At 44.2% G+C, this 23,735-nt stretch carries 25 protein-coding genes; 4 read left to right on the forward strand and 21 right to left on the reverse strand.

Annotated elements, in window-relative coordinates; all coding sequences use genetic code 11:
• Positions 1-47 precede the first annotated feature (47 nt).
• From wrbA to RQP52_RS09095, 9 genes are all read right to left on the reverse strand, one after another.
• Positions 48-710 (reverse strand): NAD(P)H:quinone oxidoreductase, encoded by a 663-nt coding sequence (gene wrbA, locus RQP52_RS09055; protein WP_379175176.1) that lies wholly within the window; start codon positions 708-710, stop codon positions 48-50.
• Between the two features lie 65 nt (positions 711-775).
• Positions 776-1,519: an SDR family NAD(P)-dependent oxidoreductase gene (locus tag RQP52_RS09060; protein ID WP_315950952.1), complete on the reverse strand. Its 744-nt coding sequence runs from the start codon at positions 1,517-1,519 to the stop codon at positions 776-778.
• Between the two features lie 220 nt (positions 1,520-1,739).
• Positions 1,740-2,237, reverse strand: a complete 498-nt coding sequence (locus tag RQP52_RS09065; RefSeq protein ID WP_315950954.1) for a hypothetical protein — start codon at positions 2,235-2,237, stop codon at positions 1,740-1,742.
• Between the two features lie 231 nt (positions 2,238-2,468).
• Entirely contained in the window at positions 2,469-3,140 is a 672-nt protein-coding gene (locus tag RQP52_RS09070; RefSeq protein WP_315950956.1) for a succinate dehydrogenase cytochrome b558 subunit, read from the reverse strand.
• A 161-nt stretch (positions 3,141-3,301) separates the two neighbouring features.
• Entirely contained in the window at positions 3,302-4,297 is a 996-nt protein-coding gene (locus RQP52_RS09075) for an oxidoreductase (protein WP_315950958.1), read from the reverse strand.
• A 205-nt stretch (positions 4,298-4,502) separates the two neighbouring features.
• A complete protein-coding gene (locus tag RQP52_RS09080) occupies positions 4,503-5,165 on the reverse strand; it encodes an SDR family oxidoreductase (protein ID WP_315950959.1) in 663 nt (220 codons plus the stop codon).
• Between the two features lie 245 nt (positions 5,166-5,410).
• Positions 5,411-6,730 carry an FAD-dependent oxidoreductase gene (locus tag RQP52_RS09085; RefSeq protein WP_315950961.1) on the reverse strand — a complete coding sequence of 440 codons (1,320 nt, stop codon included), beginning with the start codon at positions 6,728-6,730 and terminating at the stop codon, positions 5,411-5,413.
• 80 nt (positions 6,731-6,810) lie between these two features.
• On the reverse strand, positions 6,811-7,560 hold the full coding sequence (locus tag RQP52_RS09090) for an SDR family oxidoreductase (RefSeq protein WP_315950962.1): 750 nt from the start codon (positions 7,558-7,560) through the stop codon (positions 6,811-6,813).
• 71 nt (positions 7,561-7,631) lie between these two features.
• The gene (locus tag RQP52_RS09095) at positions 7,632-8,111 is read right to left on the reverse strand and encodes a carboxymuconolactone decarboxylase family protein (RefSeq protein ID WP_157321082.1); all 480 of its coding nucleotides are present in this window, start codon (positions 8,109-8,111) and stop codon (positions 7,632-7,634) included.
• A gap of 144 nt (positions 8,112-8,255) precedes the next feature.
• On the opposite strand from RQP52_RS09095, the gene RQP52_RS09100 reads away from it, so the two are divergent.
• From RQP52_RS09100 to RQP52_RS09110, 3 genes are read left to right on the forward strand one after another with little or no spacing between them, the layout of a single operon-like run.
• Entirely contained in the window at positions 8,256-9,704 is a 1,449-nt protein-coding gene (locus tag RQP52_RS09100) for a spore germination protein (RefSeq protein ID WP_315950964.1), read from the forward strand.
• Positions 9,701-10,873, forward strand: coding sequence for a Ger(x)C family spore germination protein (locus RQP52_RS09105; protein ID WP_315950966.1), 1,173 nt, complete (start codon positions 9,701-9,703; stop codon positions 10,871-10,873). Before RQP52_RS09100 ends, RQP52_RS09105 begins: the two co-directional genes overlap by 4 nt.
• A gap of 15 nt (positions 10,874-10,888) precedes the next feature.
• Positions 10,889-11,983 (forward strand): GerAB/ArcD/ProY family transporter, encoded by a 1,095-nt coding sequence (locus tag RQP52_RS09110; RefSeq protein WP_315950967.1) that lies wholly within the window; start codon positions 10,889-10,891, stop codon positions 11,981-11,983.
• A 54-nt stretch (positions 11,984-12,037) separates the two neighbouring features.
• Here RQP52_RS09110 and RQP52_RS09115 read toward each other — a convergent pair whose 3' ends face one another.
• The 8 genes from RQP52_RS09115 to RQP52_RS09150 all read right to left on the reverse strand — a co-directional run bounded on the left by RQP52_RS09115 (position 12,038) and on the right by RQP52_RS09150 (position 18,517).
• A complete protein-coding gene (locus tag RQP52_RS09115) occupies positions 12,038-12,943 on the reverse strand; it encodes an RNA polymerase sigma-70 factor (protein ID WP_315950968.1) in 906 nt (301 codons plus the stop codon).
• Between the two features lie 309 nt (positions 12,944-13,252).
• On the reverse strand, positions 13,253-13,843 hold the full coding sequence (locus tag RQP52_RS09120; RefSeq protein ID WP_315950969.1) for a DUF3892 domain-containing protein: 591 nt from the start codon (positions 13,841-13,843) through the stop codon (positions 13,253-13,255).
• A gap of 77 nt (positions 13,844-13,920) precedes the next feature.
• Entirely contained in the window at positions 13,921-14,766 is an 846-nt protein-coding gene (locus RQP52_RS09125; RefSeq protein WP_315950970.1) for an ABC transporter permease, read from the reverse strand.
• Positions 14,750-15,553, reverse strand: a complete 804-nt coding sequence (locus tag RQP52_RS09130; protein WP_315950971.1) for an ABC transporter permease — start codon at positions 15,551-15,553, stop codon at positions 14,750-14,752. Before RQP52_RS09130 ends, RQP52_RS09125 begins: the two co-directional genes overlap by 17 nt.
• Positions 15,528-16,547, reverse strand: coding sequence for an ABC transporter ATP-binding protein (locus tag RQP52_RS09135; protein ID WP_315950972.1), 1,020 nt, complete (start codon positions 16,545-16,547; stop codon positions 15,528-15,530). The genes RQP52_RS09130 and RQP52_RS09135 overlap by 26 nt, the downstream gene beginning before the upstream one ends.
• 229 nt (positions 16,548-16,776) lie before the next feature.
• A complete protein-coding gene (locus tag RQP52_RS09140) occupies positions 16,777-17,034 on the reverse strand; it encodes a hypothetical protein (protein WP_315950973.1) in 258 nt (85 codons plus the stop codon).
• Between the two features lie 87 nt (positions 17,035-17,121).
• A complete protein-coding gene (locus RQP52_RS09145) occupies positions 17,122-18,006 on the reverse strand; it encodes a DUF3298 and DUF4163 domain-containing protein (RefSeq protein ID WP_315950975.1) in 885 nt (294 codons plus the stop codon).
• A 1-nt stretch (position 18,007) separates the two neighbouring features.
• Entirely contained in the window at positions 18,008-18,517 is a 510-nt protein-coding gene (locus tag RQP52_RS09150) for an RNA polymerase sigma factor (RefSeq protein ID WP_315950977.1), read from the reverse strand.
• Between the two features lie 197 nt (positions 18,518-18,714).
• Between RQP52_RS09150 and xerS the strand changes: the two genes are divergently transcribed.
• On the forward strand, positions 18,715-19,797 hold the full coding sequence (gene xerS, locus RQP52_RS09155) for a tyrosine recombinase XerS (protein ID WP_315950978.1): 1,083 nt from the start codon (positions 18,715-18,717) through the stop codon (positions 19,795-19,797).
• A 3-nt stretch (positions 19,798-19,800) separates the two neighbouring features.
• On the opposite strand, the gene mgrA is transcribed toward xerS, so the two are convergent.
• From mgrA to RQP52_RS09175, 4 genes are all read right to left on the reverse strand, one after another.
• The gene (gene mgrA / locus RQP52_RS09160; protein WP_315950979.1) at positions 19,801-20,790 is read right to left on the reverse strand and encodes an L-glyceraldehyde 3-phosphate reductase; all 990 of its coding nucleotides are present in this window, start codon (positions 20,788-20,790) and stop codon (positions 19,801-19,803) included.
• 526 nt (positions 20,791-21,316) lie between these two features.
• Positions 21,317-22,357, reverse strand: a complete 1,041-nt coding sequence (locus RQP52_RS09165) for a phosphotransferase enzyme family protein (RefSeq protein WP_315950980.1) — start codon at positions 22,355-22,357, stop codon at positions 21,317-21,319.
• Between the two features lie 24 nt (positions 22,358-22,381).
• On the reverse strand, positions 22,382-22,888 hold the full coding sequence (locus tag RQP52_RS09170; RefSeq protein ID WP_315950982.1) for an ADP-heptose synthase: 507 nt from the start codon (positions 22,886-22,888) through the stop codon (positions 22,382-22,384).
• A 169-nt stretch (positions 22,889-23,057) separates the two neighbouring features.
• On the reverse strand, positions 23,058-23,588 hold the full coding sequence (locus RQP52_RS09175; RefSeq protein WP_246068962.1) for a ribonuclease H-like YkuK family protein: 531 nt from the start codon (positions 23,586-23,588) through the stop codon (positions 23,058-23,060).
• Positions 23,589-23,735: the final 147 nt, after the last annotated feature.

Below are 23,735 nucleotides of genomic sequence, written 5' to 3' on the forward strand. Positions count from 1 at the left end.
ATCCCAGTACCAATACGGCACTGGGATTATATAAAGAATTAGCAATATTATTGAGCTAAACCGGCCTTTACCCATTTGGCAACAGACACAGCGCGTTTTGCTTGGTGCTGGGCAGCAGCGCGCGCGTCTTCCTTAATCGCTCCATTTTGATCCACGGTTACGCTTGTCCCGTACGGATTGCCGCCTGCAACAAATACCGAAGGATCCGTGAACCCTGGCGCTGCCACAATCGCACCCCAATGGTACATGGAAGTGTATAATTGAAGAATCGTTTGTTCCTGACCTGCATTCGGATTTTGGGCGGAAGTCATGGCGCTCACCACTTTATTCACCGTTTTCCCTTGTGCCCAAAGGCCTCCTGTCGTATCTATGAACTGTTTCATTTGAGCTGGTAGATTACCGAATCTTGTGGGCATACTAAAGATGATCGCGTCTGCCCACTCCAAATCTGCCAAAGACACGGTAGGAATATCCTTGGTTTGCTCAAGATGAGCTTTCCAAGATGGATTGTTATCTATCACAGATTGTGGCGCAGTTTCCGGCACTTTGAGAATTTTGACCTCTGCACCTGCTTGAAGTCCTCCTTCAGCGGCCCATTGCGTTAATTGATAATTGGTCCCATTTGAACTGTAATAAATAACGGCTAAATTCACCTTTGATGTTGACACTTGTGTAGACTCCTTTTTAAATAGTTTTTTAAAGATACTCACGAATATCGCTCCAAACTTTATATTTTATGTTCGATTCTATCAACGACTCTCTTACTTAGACTTGCTTACCACTGTCCTGCGTTTTGACCACCATCGACGTGAAGAATTTCTCCCGTCACAAAATTTGCGGATTCCAGATATAAAATAGCATCAACAATTTCCTGCATCTCGCCCATTCGGCCCATCGGGTGTAATGTAGCTAAATAAGCGTGATTCTCAACCGGATGCATCGGTGTTTTGGTGATTCCAGGCGCGACTGCGTTCACTCGGATGCCTTTGTCCGCGAACTCGATTGCCAGTGACTTCGTAGCTGAGTTCAAACCGCCTTTGGTTAAAGCCGGCAGTGCAGCAGGAATGGCTTTAATTGGCTGTTCAATAAACCCACTTGCTGTGATGTTGATGATATGGCCTGAACCCTCTTTCAACATCTCGATTAACGCACGCTGAGTGAGATGGAAGAAGCCTGCGACATTGACGGAAAGGATCGATGCAAAATCTTCTTCCGTGTATTCGGTGAATGGTTTAGCAATAAAAATCCCAGCATTATTAATCAGTGTGTCAATGCGTCCAAAACGCGCAAGTCCTTCGCCGATTAACTGCTCAGCTACTTTCGGGTTTGAAATATCGCCTGCAACATAAGCGACATGCGTACCTGTCGGATCGATTTCATTGGCAGCCTTAATCAACTCTTGTTCACGACGGCCGTTGATGACTACGTTAGCTCCTCTTTTTACGAGTTCCACTGCTGCTGCTTTCCCAATCCCACTGCTTCCTCCTGTAATTACGACCACTTTACTTTGAATACTCATTTTCTCCACTCTCCGTCTCTACCTATTAAAAGGTAGTTAATTTAGTTAAAAAAATGCGTCCTTTTTCAAGACGCTATTGATATGTCTTGTTTCTGGCCTGCTCATGTATCTTACAATGATTCTTCTATCTTGTATAATACAGAAATGAGATACTCGATATCTCATTTCTAGATGACTGGACTACATCTACACTTTTTCCATAGTAGAGGGCTTGCCTAATCTATTTGCGCTTCCCCCACGGCTTAAAAACGGAAAGTAGAAACATGGAAACCAAGGAGATCAACTGTAAACCTATACCAATGAACAACGATAGCGTGTTTACTACCAAAGCCCCTTGATTTGCTCCCTCTACCCCTACATCCGTTATCAGCGATATGCCTTGAAGTGTATATATATACATGCCGATAGGACCTAAAATAAGCGCAAGCAAACTAAGTATTTCCTTCGCTATGATCCAATAATATTTCACCAAGCCCCAGTGAGTCCATACGGATAACAGCAACCCTGTCACTATTGTTCCAATAAATGAAGCTCTCACAGAAGTTGTAGATAAAACATGCATAGCCTTATAGCAAGAAAGTATTAATCCTGAATCATTAGAGCTCGCTGCCGTTATACTCAAAATAAGAAATGTTACACTTGTACCGAGCATAATGGCTGAAAAAAGGATGTGCAAGCTCAAGAGCCACTTCTTCTGTGTCATGTTTAGCACTTTCATAATCCCGCAATCCCCCTGTAATTGTAGTATCTATAAGATAATAAATGGAAATAAACTAGATCTAAACCACATATTAAAAATTCATAAACTAGGCATTTTCTTACCGCGCTATTGACTATTTCTTTAAATAAAAAAGCGGGATAAAGTTTGCTGTCAAGAGCTGTGACAGCAACTTTATCCCGTTATGAATTGGCAGGAATTCACCAAGTTTTAATTCAAGGGGTCCCTCCTTTAACTATACCTACCGAGTAGTACAGCGGCATTAGCCGCTCCTTTAAATTCCTCGCCAGTGAACGCAATGAGCGAAAGAAGGAATAGCAGCGAAACAAGCACAAAAACCCCCATACAAATTTTAGAGGAGATTTGTTGTGATCTCGGTGATATCGTGACCCCCCAACTAATCATAAAAGCCCATAGACCATTACTGAAATGGAATACTGCTGACAATACCCCTATCACATATAGGACGAAATAGGTTGGATTCGTAGCAATTTGATGCATCGTAGACCCAAGATCATCATGCGTGATGGTCCCAAGGTAGACTTGAAGGCGTGTATTAAAAAAATGCCAGAAAACGAAAATAAACGTAATGACCCCCGTTATACGTTGAAAAGTAAACGCCCAATTGCGACCGTACGTGTATTGTCCCGAGTTCATATTGGATTGATAAGCCATATAAAGTCCATACACGCCATGGAACAGGATCGGAATGTAGATTCCAAAGATCTCAAGCAAAGGCTTAAGCGGCAAGCTGTTGACCAAATGTACACCGCTGCTGAACCCCTCTGGTCCGCGTTCAAACGATTGAAAGTTAATCAATAGATGGACTAGAATGAAGCCCCCGAGTGGAATGACTCCGAGTAGTGAATGCAGTTTGCGCCAGTAATAGGAATTTCCTTTCATGTGACACCTCTCTAAGATGATTTGTTCCCGATCTGTCTCGTTGTTTCTAATCGGTCAATGATATGCTATCTTGACATTAATAAGACAATTGAGAGTGTCAAAGTGTGACAAAAAACCGCCCACACGGTTCGAAAACCTGAGGACGGTTGATAAATTTTTGCTCATACTGGAAACTTGATACCGGTAAGTTCTTCACTAAGGTGCCAGAGCTGCTCCGCGAATTCCGGATTCGTCGCCCATGGTTTAACGCCTGGTCCGCGAGGGTTATCGGCAGGAACAGCCTGTGCAATATCTACATTTTCGCAATAGACGCCCCCTTTACCTTCCAATTGTTTATTTGCAGCACACCAGACAATCGTAGCTGCACCCTCTGAAATTGTTTTAAACTCATCATTATACTCGCTGAATACTCGCTGCCCTTGTTCGTCCAGAGCTCCCATCGCAAGCATTTCATCATCAGACAGGTTGCGTGACAAGTCGGTTACAATCGATCCTGGATGGACAGAAAAAGCACGAACACCATAGGATTGACCCCGCTTATCCAACTCGACCGCAAATAAGGCATTTGCTGTTTTGGATTGTCCGTACGCCGTCCACTTTTCATAATGGCGAGTTTCAAAAAGCGGATCCTTGAAGTCCATTCCACTAATTGCATGACCTCGCGATGAGACCGATACAACTCTAGCTCCCTCCGCTTTAACTAAAGCCGGCCACAGTCTTGCTGCAAGTTGGAAATGTCCTAAGTGGTTTGTTGCAAACTGAGCTTCATACCCGCGGTAATCACGAGCAAGCGGCGATGCCATGATCCCGGCACTATCCACAAGAATATGCAAGGGACGATTTGAAGCAAGGAAGCGCTCCGCGAAAGCATCTATGGAGGCAGGAGCTAGAAGATCCAAAGATTCTAGTTCAACCCCAGGTAGATGGGAAACGGATGCCTGAGCCTTCTCGGGCGTACGTGCTGGCACAATAACCGTTGCCCCGGCTTCCGCAAGCACACGCGCAGTCTCGAGACCTAGTCCCGAGTAGCCGCCTGTCACAATAGCGACTTTACCGCTCAATTTTTCTCCCCCAAGTGCTTCCTGCGCCGTCGTTCTTGGACCAAATCCTGATTGAATCGGAGCTTGTATTGTTACTTCGTAACTATTCTTTTGCATCTGAATATTCCTCCATGGTGATAGAATTTTGAGCATAGGCTGAAATCCCCTTTGCCTAGTTCCAAGAATAGTACCTGGAGTATACTCGATATCAATTTTAAAATTTCATACAAATGCTGGCTCCTGCTTTGTAAGTGTGAAATAAAAAAGAAGACCCACATTCTGTAGGTCTCCTCATACTAAAATTGTTCGCAATGGTCATAATTCAAGTGCGCTTTAACCAATCTTCGAAGCGAGTCGTGGAAATACGCGCTTCCCCTAGAGGGACAAGAGAATGTTGGTTCAATAACACGCCGTAGTAACGTGAGTTTTCGTCTGTCACTACCTGCCTAGTGTCCTTTCTAGCGGTCAGGAAGCGACGCACGAGTTCGTCAAGACCCATGCGTTCTGGACCAGCCAGGTCTACAATGCCATTCACAGGCGCCGCAAGCGCATAGTCCGCAACCGCGGCAGCGACATCGTCGGATACAATCGGTTGAATAAAGGCGGACGGCATCCGGACGGTTTGCCCTTCCGTAGAGAATTGAGCAATGCTTTCAACGAACTCGAAGAACTGCGTCGCACGAACGATTGTGTAAGGAACTTTAGAGGCCTTAATCATTTCTTCTTGCGCCATCTTTGCCCGGAAATAGCCACTCTCAAGAAGACCATCCGTACCAACGACGGATAACGCAACGTGATGTTTCACGCCGGCAGCAGCTTCAGCTGCTAGGAGATTGCGAGTTGAGGTCTCAAAGAACTCTAATACAGCTTGGTCTTCCCATGATGGAGCGTTCGAAACATCGACGACAACTTCCGCACCGCTAATTGCTTCACCTAATCCTTCTCCAGTAATAGAGTTGATGCCTAAAGAAGGTGATGCGGCCACTACGTCATGACCACGCTCACGCAGGTTATTTACAAGTTTTTTTCCAATAAGTCCACTACCACCAATAACAACAATTTTCATATGAATTCCTCCTAGTAGGTGATTGCTGCATATAATTTACACGTTGTGCTATTTTTATATTCCTTCCTTGTGCTGTTCCTTAATTATTTTCTTAACACTATTAAGACAATTGGCAGCTCTGAAGTGTGACATACATTTTGCTTTGTTCGAGTACCAAAATTTTATTAAACCTTTTGTAAAGCTTCATGAACTTCATTAACAATGGACAAAGCCACATTCCGAGCGCTGGAGAAAGCTCTTTCTGCAAGTTCTCCCTTCCCCTCACAGCCATCTCCACAAAAATAGAACGGAACATGATCGATACGAGTAGCCAGTAACTTATTTGTAATAACGTTTTTCACGCTGGAGACCATTGCTTTTTTGGAAACGCGTTTCACCGCGGTAACTACGCGCCACCCTGGGTAATGCCGATCGAAGAGTGCTTCAATCTGTGCGTTCTTATCATCCAAATAAGTTTTACGCTGCTCCTCACTATCAAAATGATCTTTCAAATAGGCGATTGCCTGCAGCAATTGTCCACCCTCTGGTACAAGCGTATGGTCTGTTGCCGACACATCCGTGATAAATATTTTATTATCCATATCGCTAATATACGTAAAAGGTCTTGCAACAACCTGACTTAATCCAACATCGTAGATCATTACTTCAGTTGCTGTATTGGATTCATATGGAGCAAGGAATGGCTCCCAAGCCGTACCTTTGAGAAATTTGATGACTTGTTGAACCGGCATGGCAAAAATAACTTTATCGAAAGCTTGCTTACGATTTTTGGTCTGCAGAATAAATTTCTGATCTTCATATCGAAGTTCTTCTACACTTTCCTGCATGGCGATTTCCCATTGCTCTGAAGTCATTATTTTCTGCTTCAATTGATTCGTAATAACGGACCAACTTCCTAGGACATAATTGACAGGTTTTGTTGACAGAAACAAATTATGATAGTACTCACTAATCACAGCTCCGGAAACATGACGAGCATCTTCAGGAGCAATAAAGAAATTGGAGCAAACCAAATGCTCCCATAACTCCTTCACATCATCATCCGCCTTAGAGGCTTCGAAATAGTCGCCTAAGGTGTTGTAGTTTTTCAAGTTATGAATATTGGCAATAATCGCCGTGATATCTCCGACAAACCTTACCTTCTGCATGGTGCTTAATAGATCTGTTGTTAATAGATTAATAGCGTCCAGCGGCGCCGTTGTAAGATGATTACCTTTCGAATAAACGACTTTGCGTTTATCTACCTGCTTAGAGGAAAACGTCAGGCGCAATTCATGTTCCATGGACGACAAGGTATGACGGTCGATGCCATATATCGCATGTGCGCCGTAGTTTAATGTGAATCCAGCCTTTTCATAAGTAAAAGCTCGCCCGCCTAATTGCGGACTGCGTTCGAATAAAATTCCTTCAACATGTGGATTCTCAGTCAAGTAGGCAGCCGCTGTTAATCCAGCTAATCCACCGCCAATAATAGCTATTTTCATTATGTTATCCTCCTGGGGTACTAAAAAAGGAGAACTGCACGCAAGCAGTTCTCCTTTTCGGCCATGCAGAACTATTTATCTTAGTTCGCAGAGCCATTTAACCACTCTTCAAAATGTGTTGGAGCAATACGCGCCTCGCCTAGTGGAACGAGTGAATGCTGCTTCAACAGCACGCCATAGTAGCGTGAATTTTCGTCTGTGATAAGTTGTCTTGCGTCCTTTTTGGCGTCCAGGAAACGACGAACAAGTTCATTAAGACCCATGCGTTCCGGACCCGCCAAGTCGACAATACCATTCACAGGCGCCGCAAACGCATAGTCCGCAACCGCGGCAGCGACATCGTCGGATACAATCGGTTGAATAAAGGCGGACGGCATCCGGACGGTTTGACCTTCCGTGGAGAATTGAGCAATACTTTCAACGAACTCGAAGAACTGAGTTGCGCGAACGATGGTATAAGGCACTTTAGAAGCTTTAATCATCTCTTCTTGCGCCATTTTCGCACGGAAATATCCACTCTCCAACAAGCCATCCGTACCAACGACCGACAACGCAACATGATGTTGCACGCCTGCAGCAGCTTCTGCTTCAAGAAGATTTCGCGTTGACGTCTTAAAGAAGTCTAATACGGCTTGATCTTCCCACGAAGGAGCGTTCGTAACGTCAACGACAACCTGTGCGCCGTTGATTGCCGCAGCAAGCCCCTCACCCGTAACGGAGTTGATGCCTAAGGAAGGTGATGCCGCTACGACTTCATGACCAAGCTCACGTAAGTTATTTACAAGTTTTTTTCCGATAAGTCCACTACCGCCAATAACAACAATTTTCATATAAATTCCTCCTGGTTTTATATTTGAAATTATCTAGTCTATAGAGTCCAAACAAATGAAGTATGAACTAATTACTTGAGTCCAGCTTTCGATAAACCAAATGCAGCATCAGCTGAACCTGGAACTGTTTTGAAACCGACATTGATACGGTTCCACGCATTGATCGCCATGATGGAGAAGCTCAAATCTGACAATTCTTTCTCCGACAACTGGCCGCGAACTCGGTCATACACTTCATCAGGTACACCATGTTCAGGAAGCTTGGTTAGGATTTCAGTCCAAGCCAACGCAGCGCGTTCGCGCGGCGAGAACAACGTGGATTCCCTCCAAATTGGGAGGTGATAGAGACGAAGTTCGCTCTCACCATGAATTTTGGCTTGTTTGACGTGCATATCTACGCAGAATCCACAACCATTCATTTGAGAAGCCCTAATGTGAACCAGATGCAGGATTGTTTCCTCAATTGAGCTATCCTTCTCAGCGTTGCTGAAGTCCATCATTTTTTTGGTGAATTCCGGTGATTGCTGCATGTAATTTATACGTTGTGTCATTTTTGTTACCTCCACTTTTTTGATTTCATAACACTATTAAGACAATTGGCGCTTTCAAAGTGTGACATTCTTCATCCGCTGAATAACGAAATGACACTCTGTTAATAATATCCAACATCTATGATGCATGGGGGGTGATCCTCGATGAGCGAAATAAGCAGGTCAATCGAAGTAAACGAAGCCTTTCTTAAAGATCAGTTCCGTGATTGCTCAGATGTCGTTATTCGATCTTTTATGTTAAAAGACGAAACCAAACTAATCCTTGTCTACCTAGACGGCATGACTCGCTTACAAAGTATAGAGGATAACGTACTCAAACCGCTGATTTTCAGCGGACTCCCCCAAGGCATGGATCGGATTCAATCTCTAGCCGACATGTTTAGCCAGGAATGGATTCCTTTGACGGATGTCAAGACGGATTGTACGCTCCAAGATCTTGTCCAGCACATCCTGCAAGGCAGCTTAGGAATATTAGTGGATGATGCGGCAACCGCGCTAATTGCACAAGTGCAAGGATTTGAGACAAGAAGCATCCAAGAGCCAAGGAAAGAAGCAACATTACGGGGGTCAAAAGAGGGATTCGTCGAAAATATTCGCACGAATACAACGTTGATTCGGAGAAGAATCGTTCACTCTCATTTGAAAATGGAATCTTTTACGGTTGGGACTTATACGCAGACTGAAGTTGTCCTAACCTATTTGAAGGGACTAGCAGATGAGAAAGTATTAATGGAGGTAAGAGATAAGTTAAATGCCATAGAACTTGAAGGCGTTCTCGATTCCGCTTATCTCGAGGAGTGTCTTGAGCATAACTCTTTCTCTATCTTCTCACAGATTCAGAATACCGAACGACCTGATATTGTAGCGGCAAGTCTTCTGGAGGGAAAAGTCGCGATTATAACGAATGGAACTCCCTTTGTCCTAATCCTTCCTATTACACTATGGTCAGGTCTTCAATCGGCTGATGACTATTTTGAGAGGTTCATCTTTGTTTTACTGACACGTATGATCCGATATATCTTGACCTTCACTTCCTTTGCTTTGCCCGCAGTCTATGTTGCCTTATCAACGTTCCACCCGGAAATGGTCCCTAACTCTCTCATGATTGAAATCGCAACAGCAAGAGAAAGCAGTCCGTTTCCGACCGTCATCGAAGTATTCCTTATGATGTTTATTTTTGACGGATTACAAGAAGCAGGGGTACACCTTCCTAATCAACTTGGTCCGGTTGTCAGTATTATTGGCGCGTTGGTAATTGGGCAAGCGGCCGTTGAAGCCGGCATTATATCCACGCCGATTATTATCGTTATTTCGTTGACCGGTGTCGCGGCATATACCATTCCGAGATACAGTGCCACCCTGCCCTTCCGTTTCACCCGCTATCTCTTGTTGTTCATAACCGGGTGGCTTGGTTTTGTCGGCTTCGCGTTTGGCATTATTTTTTTGCTGATTCATCTCGTATCGCTTGAATCCTTTGGAACGCCATTCTTGAGCCCGCTCGCGCCGTTCGATGCCAAACGATTTAAAGATGTGATTATCCGTTATCCTTATAGGTTTAAGAATCTTCAAAACAAGAAAGGACGCCAAACATGATCCGCGCTGTAATCATCACGTGCGCATCTGTCATATTTATGTTCTTCGTCTCAGGCTGTACCGATTTTGTAGAGCCGAATCAATTGGCATTTGTAATGGGGACGGCTGTTGACCATGTTGATAATGGCAACATCGAAATCAGCCACCAGATTGTCATCCCCTCCCAAATGAATGGTACTTCCAAAGGAAGTGGATCCGGAGACTCGGACAGTTTCCTCGTCATGTCGGCCAAAGGAAGGGACGTTCTTGAGGCAAATCAAAAAATACAGAGGGAGATATCAAGAAAATTACTGACGAGCCATCGCATTATAATTGCAATTAGTGAAGATTTTTTCATTAAGAATGAAGTGGACAAGATATTTGATAAACTCGGAAGGGATCCTGCCAACAATCAAAGGGACATTACCGTTATGATTAGAGGGAAAAGCGCAAAAGAATTCCTGATGACGAAGAATCCTTTGGAAAATCTCTCTAGTATTGCGGTTGGCAAAGAAATGAATATCAATGGGATGAAAAAATACTCTACAAGGCAATTTGTTATCGACAGTGTTGCACAAGACCACCGGCCTCTCGTTCCGGTTCTACAGATGAAAAATACGCAAACAAGCAAGAATAAAAAGGATCTACTGGCCGTACTATCCGGTTTCGCTGTCTTGAATAATGAACTTAAAATCGGGGGGATTTTGGACGATTTGGAGGGAAATAAAACAGCCTGGATGTCCGGGAAGGATGGGTTGCGAGTGCTGACCATTCCTTGGAAGGATGGCAAGGGGAGTCTTTCCTTCAGATTGACCCATCTGAATCGCGAAATGAAATCGGCTGCCGGCCCTGCTCCTACTCAAGTAGCTGTAACTGCTAGAGCACAAGCTTATCTGCTTGAAAACACGACTCAACTTGACATGTCCGAAGTAGGCAGCATGCTTGAAGTACAACAATATCTCAATGAGAAAGTTAGTGAAGAATTACAACTTACCTTTAATAAAGTTCAGAGTTGGGGCACGGACGTTTTCAGCATCGGTGCTTACCTGCACCACAAGTATCCAGCATGGTGGCGGTTGAATAAAGAGGATTGGGATGAACATTTTAAGCAAATCCATGTGGTAGTCCAAGCAAATATCCAATTTAAATCCATCGGGGCAACTGGCGGACAAATAAAACGAGGACGGTAAGGAGTGGTACGAAATATGAAAGTAAGTGGTTATCAAATGTTTTGGCTGATCTGCATTTCTTCCATTATCGTCGTTTCTTACCTTCCTATCCATTTGGCCGCGGAGCATGCTCGTCAGGACTGTTGGATTTCCATTCTGCTTGGAGGATTGGTTATGATGGCGGTCACTTGGGTTATGCTCCGTGTTTGTATGCAAAATAAGGATAAAACAATAGTCGTCTTCATAAAGGACCTATTAGGCACTGTTCTTGGCAAAATCATCGTCATCGTGTATTTTCTGCTGTGGTTTTTGCAAATGTCAACGATCGCAAAAGGGAATGCTGAGTTTGTGAATCTAGTTTTGATGCACAATACACCGATGATTATTATCTTACTCTTTATGTTATTTCTCGTTGCTTATGCCGTATATAAAGGGGGCATTACGACTGTCAGCCGATGCGCAGAAGTTATAGGCCCAATCTTTGTTTTCACGTTGTTTATTCAATTATTTCTGAATCCTCAAGACATGGAAGTAACCAGAGTTTTACCTATCTATTCGGATTCAGGTTGGTTAAAAATTCTTAAAGGCGCCTTACATTCATATACCTACATGGTGGATCCTTCAATCATCCTTATGCTGTTCTTTTTTGCAGAGAACAAGCAAACTGCCTCGCGAGCGATCCTTTGGGGAACGGGAGTTTCGATGATATGGGGTGTTTTAGCTGCACTGGCGCTTCTATTCGTAACTGGCCCCGACATAGCCACTCAATTGGTAATTCCTGTATATTCTCTCACTAAATTTATATCTATTCTCAATTTCATTCAAAATATCGATGCTCTTTATATCCCATTATGGGTATTTGGTGCTTTTATTAAGTTAGCGGTCAGCTTATTCATTCTAAGCTATGGATTATCGGAGTGGACAGGAATCAGAAATTGGAAATATATTGCATGCGGCATGACAGTTATATTACTGACATTTCTCATCTATAGCTCTTACAATATTCAAATTTCTTATACGCTAAAGAGCACGTTTCTTGTTAGGATCTTTTATCCATTCGCCTACTTTGCCATCCCTTTAACCTTATGGACAATTGGCAGTATGAAGAAACGACGCAAGCTGTCTGTTTAATAGACAAAACTCCGAAATTCCGCCACTTGCACGGATCCAGAGTTTAATTTGCTTTTAAATGGATAGATGTTTTAACTTATCTGGATTCAAAATAATGAAAATTCGTTGTACAGCCAACTTATAGGCATCCCACTCAAAAGCAATGACGCCAGATGGCATACCATCTTTGGTTAACAATATCCCCTGCTGATCATTAACCTCAACGAGTTGGGCCTTATTTTCAGGAAATTTTGATGAAAGAGCCTGTAATATTTTGAGCACACGCTCTTTCATGTAGACAGGTACAGCTGCAGCCGACACTTTTCCTCCACCATCCGCAACCAAGATGACATCCTCGGTTAATAAGTCTACTAGAGATTGAACGTTGCCGTTCGAAAGCGCAGAGATAAATCGCGTCACCAGTTCCTTTTCCTCAACGGGATGCATCTGTAAGTAGTCATTTTTTTCCGTAGATAAATCAACTTTTTTCTTGACCCGGCTATAAATTTTACGGCAATTCACTTCCGTTTTATTAAACATTTCGGCAATTTCGCTATGTTCATAAGCAAAGACCTCTCTTAAGACAAATACAGCTCGCTCTAGTGGTGTTAGTTTTTCCATCAATACAAGAAAGGCATAAGAAATCGTGTCCCGACGCTCAATGCTATCCAGCGGATTATCTTCACTCAATTGTACCAATGGTTCCGGAAGCCAATTGCCTACATAACTAATGCGTTTTTTACGTGCAGATTTCAATTCATTCAGGCACCGATTAATCATCATTTTGCTTAAGTATGATTTCATATTATTAATATTTTCATTTAAATAACCGTGCATGCCAATGAACAAATCTTGTACCATATCCTCGGCATCCGAGCTGGAACCTAACATGCGATAAGCAATTGCAAACAAATGAGACTTATAGGTTTTATACAAATCTTCGATGTTATTAAGTTGTGGGTCCACGGTATAACTTTGCATAATAACCTCTTCTCTTTGATTTAAAATTCAATCTGTTCTAAATATTATGAAACAAATCCAAATAAACCATTCTATACAAGGATAAACGACTTCGTCGTCCTTTTAGGACGGACGCGTTTGTCAAGGTAGATGCGAAGCAAAAGGATAAAACTTATACTTTCTTATCTACTGAAAAACTGCCCAGAACCATCCGTTAATAAGACAACTGGCAATGCGATTGTGTGACATCAGAAATGAGATTTTTCGAGAAAAATCTTGAAAAAGTAAAAAAGCAGCTTGCTTGGTAGCAAACTGCTTGATTTCATCCCTTTAAAACCGGGGTAAATTCGATAAGTTATTGCTTGGATCTCCATCCGGGTAAGACCTTAGCGTCTTTTCCCCTTCTCGATTTCGGCCCGTATTCACATCTTCAATTAATCCAGCTTCCGTCATCGCTATCGCATCCGCAATATCCACGATTCTGCCATCTTGAAATTGTACGCTACGAATGCCGCCGTCTCCATAATGAACGGCTTGAATGATCGCCTTATTCGGATCAATGGTGTGAGGTCCTGCCCCGTACTGCGTCCCATCTCTCATAAACGTACCGTACTGTGTTGGTTGACCATTCGCTCCATACCCAGTGTATCCACCCTGGAACCCCACATTGCGCGCGTCTGCGTGATTGATACCCGTGTTTCGTTGACCATATGGGGCACTCATGTCGCCGGAAGAACCGGGAACGGGCATTCCACCCTGATAGGTCTGGTACTGATTTTGATCATTACGTGCTTGCGGCATAAAATTTGGTTGCATGCTTGGTTGATACGATGACGTTGCTTGAAAAGTTGGCTGCATCATACCGTTAGGTTGGCTTTGCATATTCGGATTCGGTACTGGACCGCGCCGGCGTCTTGACATTTCTATCGACTCCTTTGATTTACGTAATATGTCTGCCACCTAACTAGCATGCGCAGCTTATTAGGATCCTATGCCTATTAGCGTCTCAGCCCCATCATGTTACCAGATGAATACCTTCTTAACCCTCCATAAAATAGGCTAATGGCGACAACGCAAAGGAATAGAACGATACCAATGGCTGCTAATATAAACGGCAAGTCAACTTCGCGTAATAATCCAATCGGCAAATAACTAATAAATCCTGCTGGCAGCACGGTGAATAGAACGATTTTACCTAGACCTTTAAAAATGCTGGTCGGATAGGTTGTAAAAGTTAGAAGTGCATTATACAACTGCAAACTAAGTCCCTCCGTGCTGCCCAACCAGAAAGCGAGACAGTTTACAATGACCGTGAAAAATATAAAAATCAGCGTCGACAGTACCATCGCCAGTGCAAATTTAAGAAAACCAAGCCCTGACTTATCTCCGAAAGCAGCATAAATCAAAAGGGCAGATAAGACGTCACCAATGGCACTAACCGACATCCGGCTAATAAGGACATGCAGCAGTACGGGCTTTGGCTGTGTTAAATAAATATCAAGCTGTCCGGTTGCAATCAGATTGGATATCCGGGTCGCATTGCCAAAGAATGTGGCCATCACTCCAAAACCTCCTGCTGCTACGGCCCACAGCATCATCACATCCTGCATCTCCCATCCATTCAAGACATGGAATCGGCCAAAATAAATTCCCCAGAATACGATCCAAACCACATTATTGATGATCATCATGCCGGCGGTAAGCAGAAAACTCAAGCGAAATTCCATGGCTCCCGCCAGATTGAGCTTCCAGCACGCCAGAACAAATCGAAGTAATCGCTTAAACTTCCCGGGCTGCCCGTATTCGCTGATTGTTGGCAAACGCTTGTTATCCACCGTTAACATTGAGTTTTGTCACTCCTTTCCGATACACGAGGAAGACGATAACACCGATTACCAGCATCCAAATAAGCTGTATGGAAATAGTTCCGGCCAGATTGGAGGCATCGAAAGCCACCGTTGTTTTGGCAGGTAGATAAACAATCGTTTGAAAGGGGAGCCAGCGGCCTACCTGCTGGAGTGCTTCAGGGAATAGCTCAAGAGGCATCAGCATGCCGCCTATGGTAAATAGAAATTTATTGTACACAAATTCCAATCCCCGAGTCTCTTCCACCCAGAAAGCGCAGAGCGCTAATACCATATTCAGCAAAAAATTGACCGTGAAACCGCAAAGCGCAATAAGCGGAAGCCATAACAACCCATAGCCGAAATGCGGCGGTCCAATAATTAATAATCCCAAGATGGTGCCAAGAATAGCGTTTACGATAAAACGAATGGCTGCTTCACTCATGTATTCGACATAGTGGAACACGACAAAATTGACCGGACGAACGAATTTAAACACAATGTCGCCGCTTTTCACTTCTTCTTCAACGCGAGTGCACAAGCTGGGACTAGCCAAAATCATCGATTCCGTAATGACCAGATACCACATAATCTGTTTGAAACTATAGCCGGCAATGGTATCTGTGCCTTCACCATGGAACGTCGTCTGCCACAGCTGAAGGAAAATATATAGGATCAGAAGCAGGAAGATCGATCGAATGAGAAAATCAATCATATAGGCAAATTGATTACGCAGTGTGATTTTGCCGATAAAAACATACTTAACCGATTTGCTCCAGGAGTTCATGTTCCGTCCCTCCCTTGCCATAGTCCCCGTATATGCGAGTGATGATATCCTCCATAGGCGGGTCTTCTACCGTGACGTCAACAATTCGGTGAGCCGCCATAATCTGAGATAAGGCTGTTTCAATCGTCGTTAGCCCCGTATCCACCGACAGGGAAAGACCCACGCCGTTTTTTTCCAGCAATGTCACGCCTTCCAGTTCCATCTCGCCTGGTTCGTCCTCCAGCACAAGACGTACTGTCTTGTGGGTCATGAAGCGCTGCTTCATCACTTGAACACGATCATCGAACACAATTCGTCCATGATTGATCACAATGGCTCTATCGCATAGCCGTTCAATGTCGCCGGCATCGTGAGAGGTTAGAAAAATCGTTGTCCCCTCTTCTCGCTTCAACTCCAGAATAAGCTCTCGGATGCGCTGCTTTACAACCACGTCTAATCCGATGGTCGGCTCATCCAGGAAGAGCACTTGGGGACGATGCAGCAAGGAAGCTGCGATTTCACAGCGCATCCTCTCGCCTAGAGACAGCTTTCGAACGGTGGTGTGCAAGTAGGGACCTAGCTCGAACCGCTCGATGAGATCATCACGCCGCTTGATATAATCACTTCGCCGCAGCTCATAAATACGGCTCATTAGCTCAAAGGTATCGATCGGCGGCAGATGGTACCAGAGCTGCGATTTTTGGCCGAACACAGAGCCGATCTGATAACTAAGCTTGTTCCGTTCCTTCCAGGGACAACAGCCCAGCACTTCCGCCTCGCCCGTGGAGGGATGCAGGATCCCGGTCAGCATCTTGATCGTCGTTGACTTCCCCGCTCCGTTAGGGCCAAGGAAGGCTAGCGTTTCTCCTCCAGCAGCAGAGAACGTAATGCCTTCAACGGCTACTTTCTCGGTGTATTGCGGCCTAATGAGCGCCTTCACACTGCCGATGAATCCCTCTTCTTTCTTCTTCATACGAAATGACTTTCCTAACTGCTGAACACGTATCGACTCCATTAGGTCCACCGTCCTTTCATTCACTAAAGCAAAAAAGACCTCTCGGTCCGTTTCGCCTATGCAGGCGGAACTTTCCGAAGGTCTTTTATCCCTTACGGTGTAACACGACTTGATCCGTGCCGGCTTCGCTCGGTTCGCCATCCGCGTGGATTCGGATCCCTAGAAGCCCTTCCGTTTATTTTCCACATCTTAACACATCATGTCATGTACAGACAATACCTTTTTTCAATTAATTCCCAGATTGTTGAAGGGAATCAAGCTCCTCTTTGAGGGTAGCCGATTTCTGCTGCGCATCCTTAATTTGGGTCTGCAGCTCCTGAATCTCCTGCTCCGCCTCCGAGAGTGCCGCCGCGGTAGCCTGGGAGTGAAGCTCCTGAGCTACCTGCAGGGTTTGTTCAGCAGCTTGCTCCGCTTTTTGGGCAAACTGTTTAATTTGTTCAATGTTTTGCTTATTGTCATCCTGATCTTGTTGGTTTTGTTGTGGCATAAAAGAACCCCCAGCTCGAATTTTCCATACACGATTAATTTTAGTAAATTGAGCCGATCTTATTCCTCTCATCCAAAGCAGCTTGATTTATCGAAGATATTCGTCTTTGCTGACCAGAAGATCGGATAACACACGGGTTGGAATGACGAATTCAGGAACGCCCATATAGCCTGGCGCAACTTCATACTTTTGAAACGAAATCACAAGTTGACCGTCCGAATTGATATAAAAGTTTTGATCTTTTTTAATGGACTTGAAGACTTCGCTCATCTGTACCGGTGCCGGGGAGCCTTCCACCCAATACACTTTTCCCTGATCCACTTTCATCTGCTCATTCATTTGCGATTTGATGTTCTCGCTGATCACCTCGATATACCGCTCATCCATGAACAAACTGGGCAGCGTAATGAGAATCTCTTTCTTTTTATCAATGGTGTCATATTGAAACGTTGTCGAAGACGATCCGACCATGTTTACCACGTATCTTCCTACGGATAAAATGCGATCGTTATCGGTCTTCACGACATAACCGCTGTTTACACCCAAATGGCCTCCACTGCCTGCTGCTTTCATGCTGTCCATTTCCGTCATGAACTCTTGATACTGCTTCTTCGCTTCCTCCTGATATTTTTGATTCAGCGATTCCTGAAGTTCCTTATTTTTCATATCCGTAATCACGGGCACTTCCAACTTGGCTTCATACGTCTGGTCTTTAAACATATATTCTCTAAACGTGAGCACCTTGATCAAATTTCCCACCAGCGGCACTTCGGACAATGCATGAGCAAAAGCAGGACTTGTGTTGATACCAGCTACAAAAATAATTGCCGCGGCAGCAGCAGCTGTCAACCATTTGAGACTTCTCTTTTTCTTCGTATGACGTTGGATGGCTTTCGTTACGATAAAATCAAGTTCTTTGGGGATCGGGACATCCATATATTGTTGTTTCATTTCTTCTAATTTCCTATCCATCTTAGAGTGCCTCCTCTGGATTTTCGTCGTTCATACGAATACGAAGCAGCCGCAGGGCTTGATATAATCGGGTTTTAATTGTCGAAATATTTTCACTCAGCACTTCGGCAATTTCATCGATTTTCAAATCCTCAAAATATCTAAGGGTAATCACGCTGCGATACATGGTTGGCAATTCATTCAGAGCTATCTCCAGATCCATATTGGCATACACGTCTTCACTGCCTGAGTCCATTGCTTCCAGCATCGTTTCGTCCACGACCTGCATCTTCTTGTGCTTTCGTAAGAAATCCAGCGATGTGTTCACAACAATTCGATAAAACCAACTCTTCATCGACGCTGTGTTTTTCAACGATTCCACAGAGGCAAACGCTTTATGGATCGCTTCTTGAACAATATCAAGCGCATCTTCCTGATTTTTTACATAACTGAATGCCAAACGGTAAACGTGTTCTTTATGTTCTGTTATACAGGTAATTAACAATTTCTCCAGATTTGGATGTAAGCTCATGAGTGTAAAAACGCTCCTTTTAAATACGCGTGAATGATGTGTCTTCTATGAGGTAGGACGTATAAGTGCGTCATAAAGTTTGGATCTAGTTATCATAACATAGGGTGTAAGGTCTCAGAGCCATCCTTCTTCTACCAATTTTCTTCTCTCACTGCTATACTTACAACATGCATACGTTAGAGAGGTGACTAGTGCCTATGAATATTATTAAAGTCAAAGACCGCCATGAGTTAGAGAAAAGAATCCCCACCATGCCCTGGTATATAGAGAAATTTATTAATTATAAGCTGCCGGATCTCTCACCCTCCTCTCTACTGGAGTACGTGCGCGATTATGAAATCTTCTTATCCTGGCTGCTGGCCGAAGGATTAAGCACGGCCCCCTCGATCAATCAAGTGCCTATCGAAGATTTAGAGAAATTACATATGGACAGCGTCGATAATTTCCGTATGTTCCTTGCTGTTCGGAGAGAACATGCCAATGTCAAGACGACGGTTAACCGGAAGCTTTCCGCACTCCGATCCCTTTTCCATTATTTAAGCCAAATTGCCGAAGACGAGAATTTCTACCCGCTGCTGAAGCGGAATGTCATGGCTAAAGTGGAAATTAAGCGGTCCCACAGGCCCAAGGATACTGCTGCCAAGCTGGAAGGTAAACTGCTGCAGGAAGAGGAAATTGCCCAGTTCATCGACTATGTCCAGAATGGGTACGAGCATGACGTAGCTTCCAACAAGCAGGCTATCTACTCTTATGAACGCAACAAAATTAGAGACATCTGCATCATTACATTAATTTTGAATTCAGGTCTGCGTGTATCCGAAGTTTTTAATCTGAATGTTGATGATATTGATCTGAAGAAGAAGTTAACGCATGTCTACCGCAAAGGTAAAAATGATGATACGTTCAAAACGCCTGTCTACTTCCGTCAGGATGCCATTGAGGCGCTAACGGATTATCTAGCTATTCGGCAAACCCAATATAAGCCGCTGAAAAAAGAAAAAGCCCTCTTCCTTGCCATCGCAAATGGCAAAAAAGAAGGCGTTCGTATGACCAAACGGGCCATACAGGAGCTTGTTATCAAATATGCGAAGCGTTTCGGCAAACCCTATTTGTCCGTTCATAAGCTGCGACATTCTTTCGCCACGGATTATTACTTGCAGAATGATTTGTACAAAACACAAGAGCAGCTTGGGCATGCCTCGCCGGAAACGACGCAAATTTATGCGCATTTGACCGATCGAACCATGTCCGAAGCGATTGATAAACGATTGGAATCCTGAAGTTTACTTCAGGATTTTTTCAATTTGTTCCAACTCTTCCGTAGCGAACTCCAGATTTTTCAAAGCTGCAACGTTTTCTTCGATCTGGGATACACGGCTTGCACCAATCAATGCTGAAGTAACACGTCCGCCGCGCAGCACCCAAGCCAGCGACATTTGTGCTAAGCTTTGGCCACGGCTAGCAGCCAGCTCGTTCAACTGAATAATTTGATTCAACTTCTCTTCCGTAATATCCTTCGTATTCAGGAATTGGCTTTTCCCGCCTGCGCGTGAATCACTTGGTACCCCGCTCACATATTTATTCGTCAGCAAACCTTGAGCAAGCGGACAGAACGCGATGCTGCCCACGCCGAATTCATCCAGCACGTCCTGCAGCCCACTTTCGATCCAACGGTTCAGCATGCTGTAAGAAGGTTGGTGAATTAGCAGCGGTGTGCCAAGACCTTTCAGAATGGTGACCGCTTCTCTCGTTTGTTCTGCTGTGTAGTTAGAAAGACCAACGTACAAAGCTTTACCTTGACGAACAATTTGATCAAGAGCCGCCATCGTTTCTTCGAAAGGCGTGTTCGGATCGGGTCTGTGTGAGTAGAAAATGTCCACGTAATCAAGGCCCATTCGTTTCAAGCTTTGATCCAGCGAAGAAATAAGATATTTCTTAGAGCCCCACTCCCCGTATGGTCCTTCCCACATATGGTATCCGGCCTTTGTCGAGATGATCATTTCATCACGATAAGCGCCGAGGTCGCTTTTCAGTACTTTACCGAACATTTCTTCAGCCGACCCAGGAGGCGGGCCGTAGTTATTAGCCAAATCGAAATGTGTAATACCTAAGTCAAAAGAACGAAGCAGCATAGCTCGTCCATTCTCGTGAATATCCAATCCCCCGAAATTGTGCCACAGACCTAATGAAATCGCTGGCAGTTTAAGTCCGGATTTCCCGGAACGATTATATTTCATTTCTGCATAACGCGTTGAGCTTGCTTGATAAACCATGTGCTTGCGTCCTCCTTCAAAATGTCCATAGAAAACTTACGCTGTAAGCATCTATTAAAGTTTCACCAAAGTTTGGTTTCTTAGTACAGTATAGGCGAACGCTGGCAACAAAAAAAGAGCTGAAAAAAACGTGTCTTACTTACCTTTAGGTTAGTAGGCTTTCACAGACTTTGTTTCCGTCAACAAAAAAACTGCCGAGTCGCCTCGACAGTTTCAGGATTTACTTGCACTTACCGCAGCCACAACCGCATTTCCCTTTGCCTTTTGGTTTATAGATCTCTTTTTTCGTGAGCAACGCTTTCGACTTCGCTGTTCCACGAATTCCCGCACAGCGTAAACAGTCCGCGATACATTGATTCCGGCCAACTACAAACAAACGAGTACATACATTCGTACAAAAACGGCCGCAATTTGGTATTGCACGTACATTTCCCAGATAAGCTCCTCTTGGCATACCACCAGCACCACCTTTTCCTTTGGTACTATAGGGTATTCCCGCAACGATGCTTACGGTTGTACAGTTCCTCTAGTCTAATTGCTTATTTTGTAAAGAACGTACAAGCTCCGTGCTATGTTCCTGCAGCCATTTTGTCTTATCAAATGTATTTTGGATAATATCAATCAGCACACCTTGTGGATCAACACCATCCGCATATCGTCCCAGGAAGTGAATAAATACATCCAGCCTCCGCAGCTCGATCAATAACGGCAGTACCTGCATTTCCGCTTCTTTTATGTCAACGAATTGTTGGTAGCCTTTATAGAAAGCGGCACAATTTCGCTTCAACTCCGCTTTCGGCAGCGCAGGATCAATCAAATCGGACAAGCAGACCGCAATTTCCATAACCCGAAGATCTCGCGTGATAAATTCAAAGTCCAGAACGGATGTAATGTGACCTTCCTCATCCACCAGCATGTTGGAACCATTAATATCGCCATGCACAAGCTGGTGAGGCAATTTACGCAAAGAGGGAATCGCTTGATATAACGCGGAAAATCGTTCAAAAATATATAAGAGCTCCTCACGCTGCGCGAAAAACGGTTCCGGTGGATGCATACAGAATTCGCGGATCGCATCCGGTGTGCAGCGAGGATGAATATTTTCAATCTCGTAGTAAGGTGGGTAAACAGGCTTCAAATCGACAGCTATCGTTCCCAAAACAGCAGATAACTGACCAACTGCCTCTCCATAATGCAGCAATTGCTGAGCATTCACCCAGGTGGGATTCATCCCGTCCGTAAAGGTAAATAACGCCGCGAGTTTTCCTTGGCTATCATCCAACTGTACAACCGTTCCACCGTCCGGCAGTTCGATTGGCACTGGAATTCGATAAGGCAGTTGATTCTTTCGTTTGTTCAAAGCAAGGAGAATGCGATGTTCAAAAATAATTTTATCGATATCGCGGTGAGTTTCGTACAACCGCAGTACGTAAGATGTGCCTGCTACATCAACAAATCTTGTTGTATTATTCATGCCGCCCGCACCTACACGGATCGTCCAAGCTTGACCAGGAAACCAGTATGCAGGCAATAAGGCCAATTGCTCCTCAAAATCTTTAACTCGCATAATTGTATTCACCAGCTCCTTTCACTAAACTTGATTGTCGCCTTCCACCGCGAATTCGAAGTCTTCTACATCAAACGCTTGAACAGGAATTTCCGCTTGAATCAGCCTCTCGATCAGATCGAACTGATCCGTTAAAATGGGCGCTTGCTCCTTCATTGAACTGAGGATTAACTCCGTTTCAATCGGGTCAAACTGCTCCCCATAAGCCTCTGTATCAATGGCTAACACAACCATTAAAGTGACGTTCTCATTGATTGGCAGCGGAGGACTTTTCCGCCATGGTGCAACAAGCGCCTTTTCAATTTTTTTCTTATTAAATGATTCCTCGAAGAACGCGATCAGCTCGCCAATCATTTGTTTGACGAAACCATCATCCTCTTCTTCCAGCATGATCGGCTCGCTGCCTGCCTGTAATTCATATAGCTCTTGAATGCTTGTATAAGGGATTATATAGGTAACCGGCTGGCCTGGCAGCATTAACTGACCATGCACAGCGAGCATTACTGCCTCTATGATAAATGTTTTGCTCATGACTTATCAGTCTCCTCTCTCTAAGGGTGCATCAGCATTTATTTCGCTAATCAACTTTGAAAACCCTTTTTTCACTGGACATTTTAACCGCGAGATCACGAAGAGACAACAAAAAACCGCCAGCTCAATGATCGCAGTGATCATATAGAACTAACGGTTCAATCTTCTCTTATAAACTGCCATCCTTTACCTCACGATCTTCATACAAGGGAAGATAAGGTTTCTTAGAGAATCGGTTCGCATAGGCCGATGCCACATAACAATCCGGTTTAATGACAGGCACCATGCCTACAGACTCTACTCGCCGCACCATCTCTTGGACATATTTGGCCGTCCTGTTCTTATTCTCATCATCACCTGCATCAATATGGATGTACATATCGAAAGAGGCACCTTGGTACAGATGAGGAAGAACAATATTTTCCATATCCTCTCGTTTAGCCTCGTCAAAGTACGTCGCAATTTCTTCACTGAGTGCCGTTTCCATCGAAAGCTTTTCCTTAATTGAATGCAAAGCTCGATGAACAATCACTTGACGATAGCATGCCCACGCTCCTTTTCCAAGCCGTTGAATCACTACACCTGTGATGAATTTGGTGTGGCCTGAGTGCACCTGACAATCCGTTCCAATGATAAACTTGTAGGTACCCGCCGGCTCAAGACGCATGAAATGCAAGATCCTCTCATGAACCGTATCCAAGTCTAGTCCTCTTTCCGTCGTGTTCCGAAATTCCAGTGGGTGATTTGCTCTCAAGGGTTTCAAAGATAAGGTTCTTCCTTTCTCCTTAGAATCAGGAAGAAGCGGATGCTGGCCAGCTGCATCCGCCCCTATCTATAGTATATAGCA

It is taken from the genome of Paenibacillus violae (genome assembly GCF_032461945.1).
Classification (GTDB): domain Bacteria; phylum Bacillota; class Bacilli; order Paenibacillales; family NBRC-103111; genus Paenibacillus_E; species Paenibacillus_E violae.

Bases quoted from the DNA above. Each gene is read 5' to 3' on its own strand.
- RQP52_RS09115 (WP_315950968.1), bottom strand. From the start codon at position 12,943: ATGCAAAGTTATACCGTGGACCCACAACTTAATAACATCGAAGATTTG.
- RQP52_RS09140 (WP_315950973.1), bottom strand. From the start codon at position 17,034: ATGCCACAACAAAACCAACAAGATCAGGATGACAATAAGCAAAACATT.
- RQP52_RS09150 (WP_315950977.1), bottom strand. From the start codon at position 18,517: ATGAGCTTACATCCAAATCTGGAGAAATTGTTAATTACCTGTATAACA.
- RQP52_RS09070 (WP_315950956.1), bottom strand. From the start codon at position 3,140: ATGAAAGGAAATTCCTATTACTGGCGCAAACTGCATTCACTACTCGGA.
- RQP52_RS09060 (WP_315950952.1), bottom strand. From the start codon at position 1,519: ATGAGTATTCAAAGTAAAGTGGTCGTAATTACAGGAGGAAGCAGTGGG.
- RQP52_RS09120 (WP_315950969.1), bottom strand. From the start codon at position 13,843: ATGTCAAGACGCCGGCGCGGTCCAGTACCGAATCCGAATATGCAAAGC.
- RQP52_RS09065 (WP_315950954.1), bottom strand. From the start codon at position 2,237: ATGAAAGTGCTAAACATGACACAGAAGAAGTGGCTCTTGAGCTTGCAC.
- RQP52_RS09135 (WP_315950972.1), bottom strand. From the start codon at position 16,547: ATGGAGTCGATACGTGTTCAGCAGTTAGGAAAGTCATTTCGTATGAAG.
- RQP52_RS09110 (WP_315950967.1), top strand. From the start codon at position 10,889: ATGAAAGTAAGTGGTTATCAAATGTTTTGGCTGATCTGCATTTCTTCC.
- xerS (WP_315950978.1), top strand. From the start codon at position 18,715: ATGAATATTATTAAAGTCAAAGACCGCCATGAGTTAGAGAAAAGAATC.
- RQP52_RS09170 (WP_315950982.1), bottom strand. From the start codon at position 22,888: ATGAGCAAAACATTTATCATAGAGGCAGTAATGCTCGCTGTGCATGGT.
- RQP52_RS09125 (WP_315950970.1), bottom strand. From the start codon at position 14,766: ATGTTAACGGTGGATAACAAGCGTTTGCCAACAATCAGCGAATACGGG.
- mgrA (WP_315950979.1), bottom strand. From the start codon at position 20,790: ATGGTTTATCAAGCAAGCTCAACGCGTTATGCAGAAATGAAATATAAT.
- RQP52_RS09165 (WP_315950980.1), bottom strand. From the start codon at position 22,357: ATGCGAGTTAAAGATTTTGAGGAGCAATTGGCCTTATTGCCTGCATAC.
- RQP52_RS09095 (WP_157321082.1), bottom strand. From the start codon at position 8,111: ATGACACAACGTATAAATTACATGCAGCAATCACCGGAATTCACCAAA.
- RQP52_RS09075 (WP_315950958.1), bottom strand. From the start codon at position 4,297: ATGCAAAAGAATAGTTACGAAGTAACAATACAAGCTCCGATTCAATCA.
- RQP52_RS09090 (WP_315950962.1), bottom strand. From the start codon at position 7,560: ATGAAAATTGTTGTTATTGGCGGTAGTGGACTTATCGGAAAAAAACTT.
- RQP52_RS09100 (WP_315950964.1), top strand. From the start codon at position 8,256: ATGAGCGAAATAAGCAGGTCAATCGAAGTAAACGAAGCCTTTCTTAAA.
- RQP52_RS09105 (WP_315950966.1), top strand. From the start codon at position 9,701: ATGATCCGCGCTGTAATCATCACGTGCGCATCTGTCATATTTATGTTC.
- RQP52_RS09145 (WP_315950975.1), bottom strand. From the start codon at position 18,006: ATGGATAGGAAATTAGAAGAAATGAAACAACAATATATGGATGTCCCG.
- RQP52_RS09130 (WP_315950971.1), bottom strand. From the start codon at position 15,553: ATGAACTCCTGGAGCAAATCGGTTAAGTATGTTTTTATCGGCAAAATC.
- RQP52_RS09085 (WP_315950961.1), bottom strand. From the start codon at position 6,730: ATGAAAATAGCTATTATTGGCGGTGGATTAGCTGGATTAACAGCGGCT.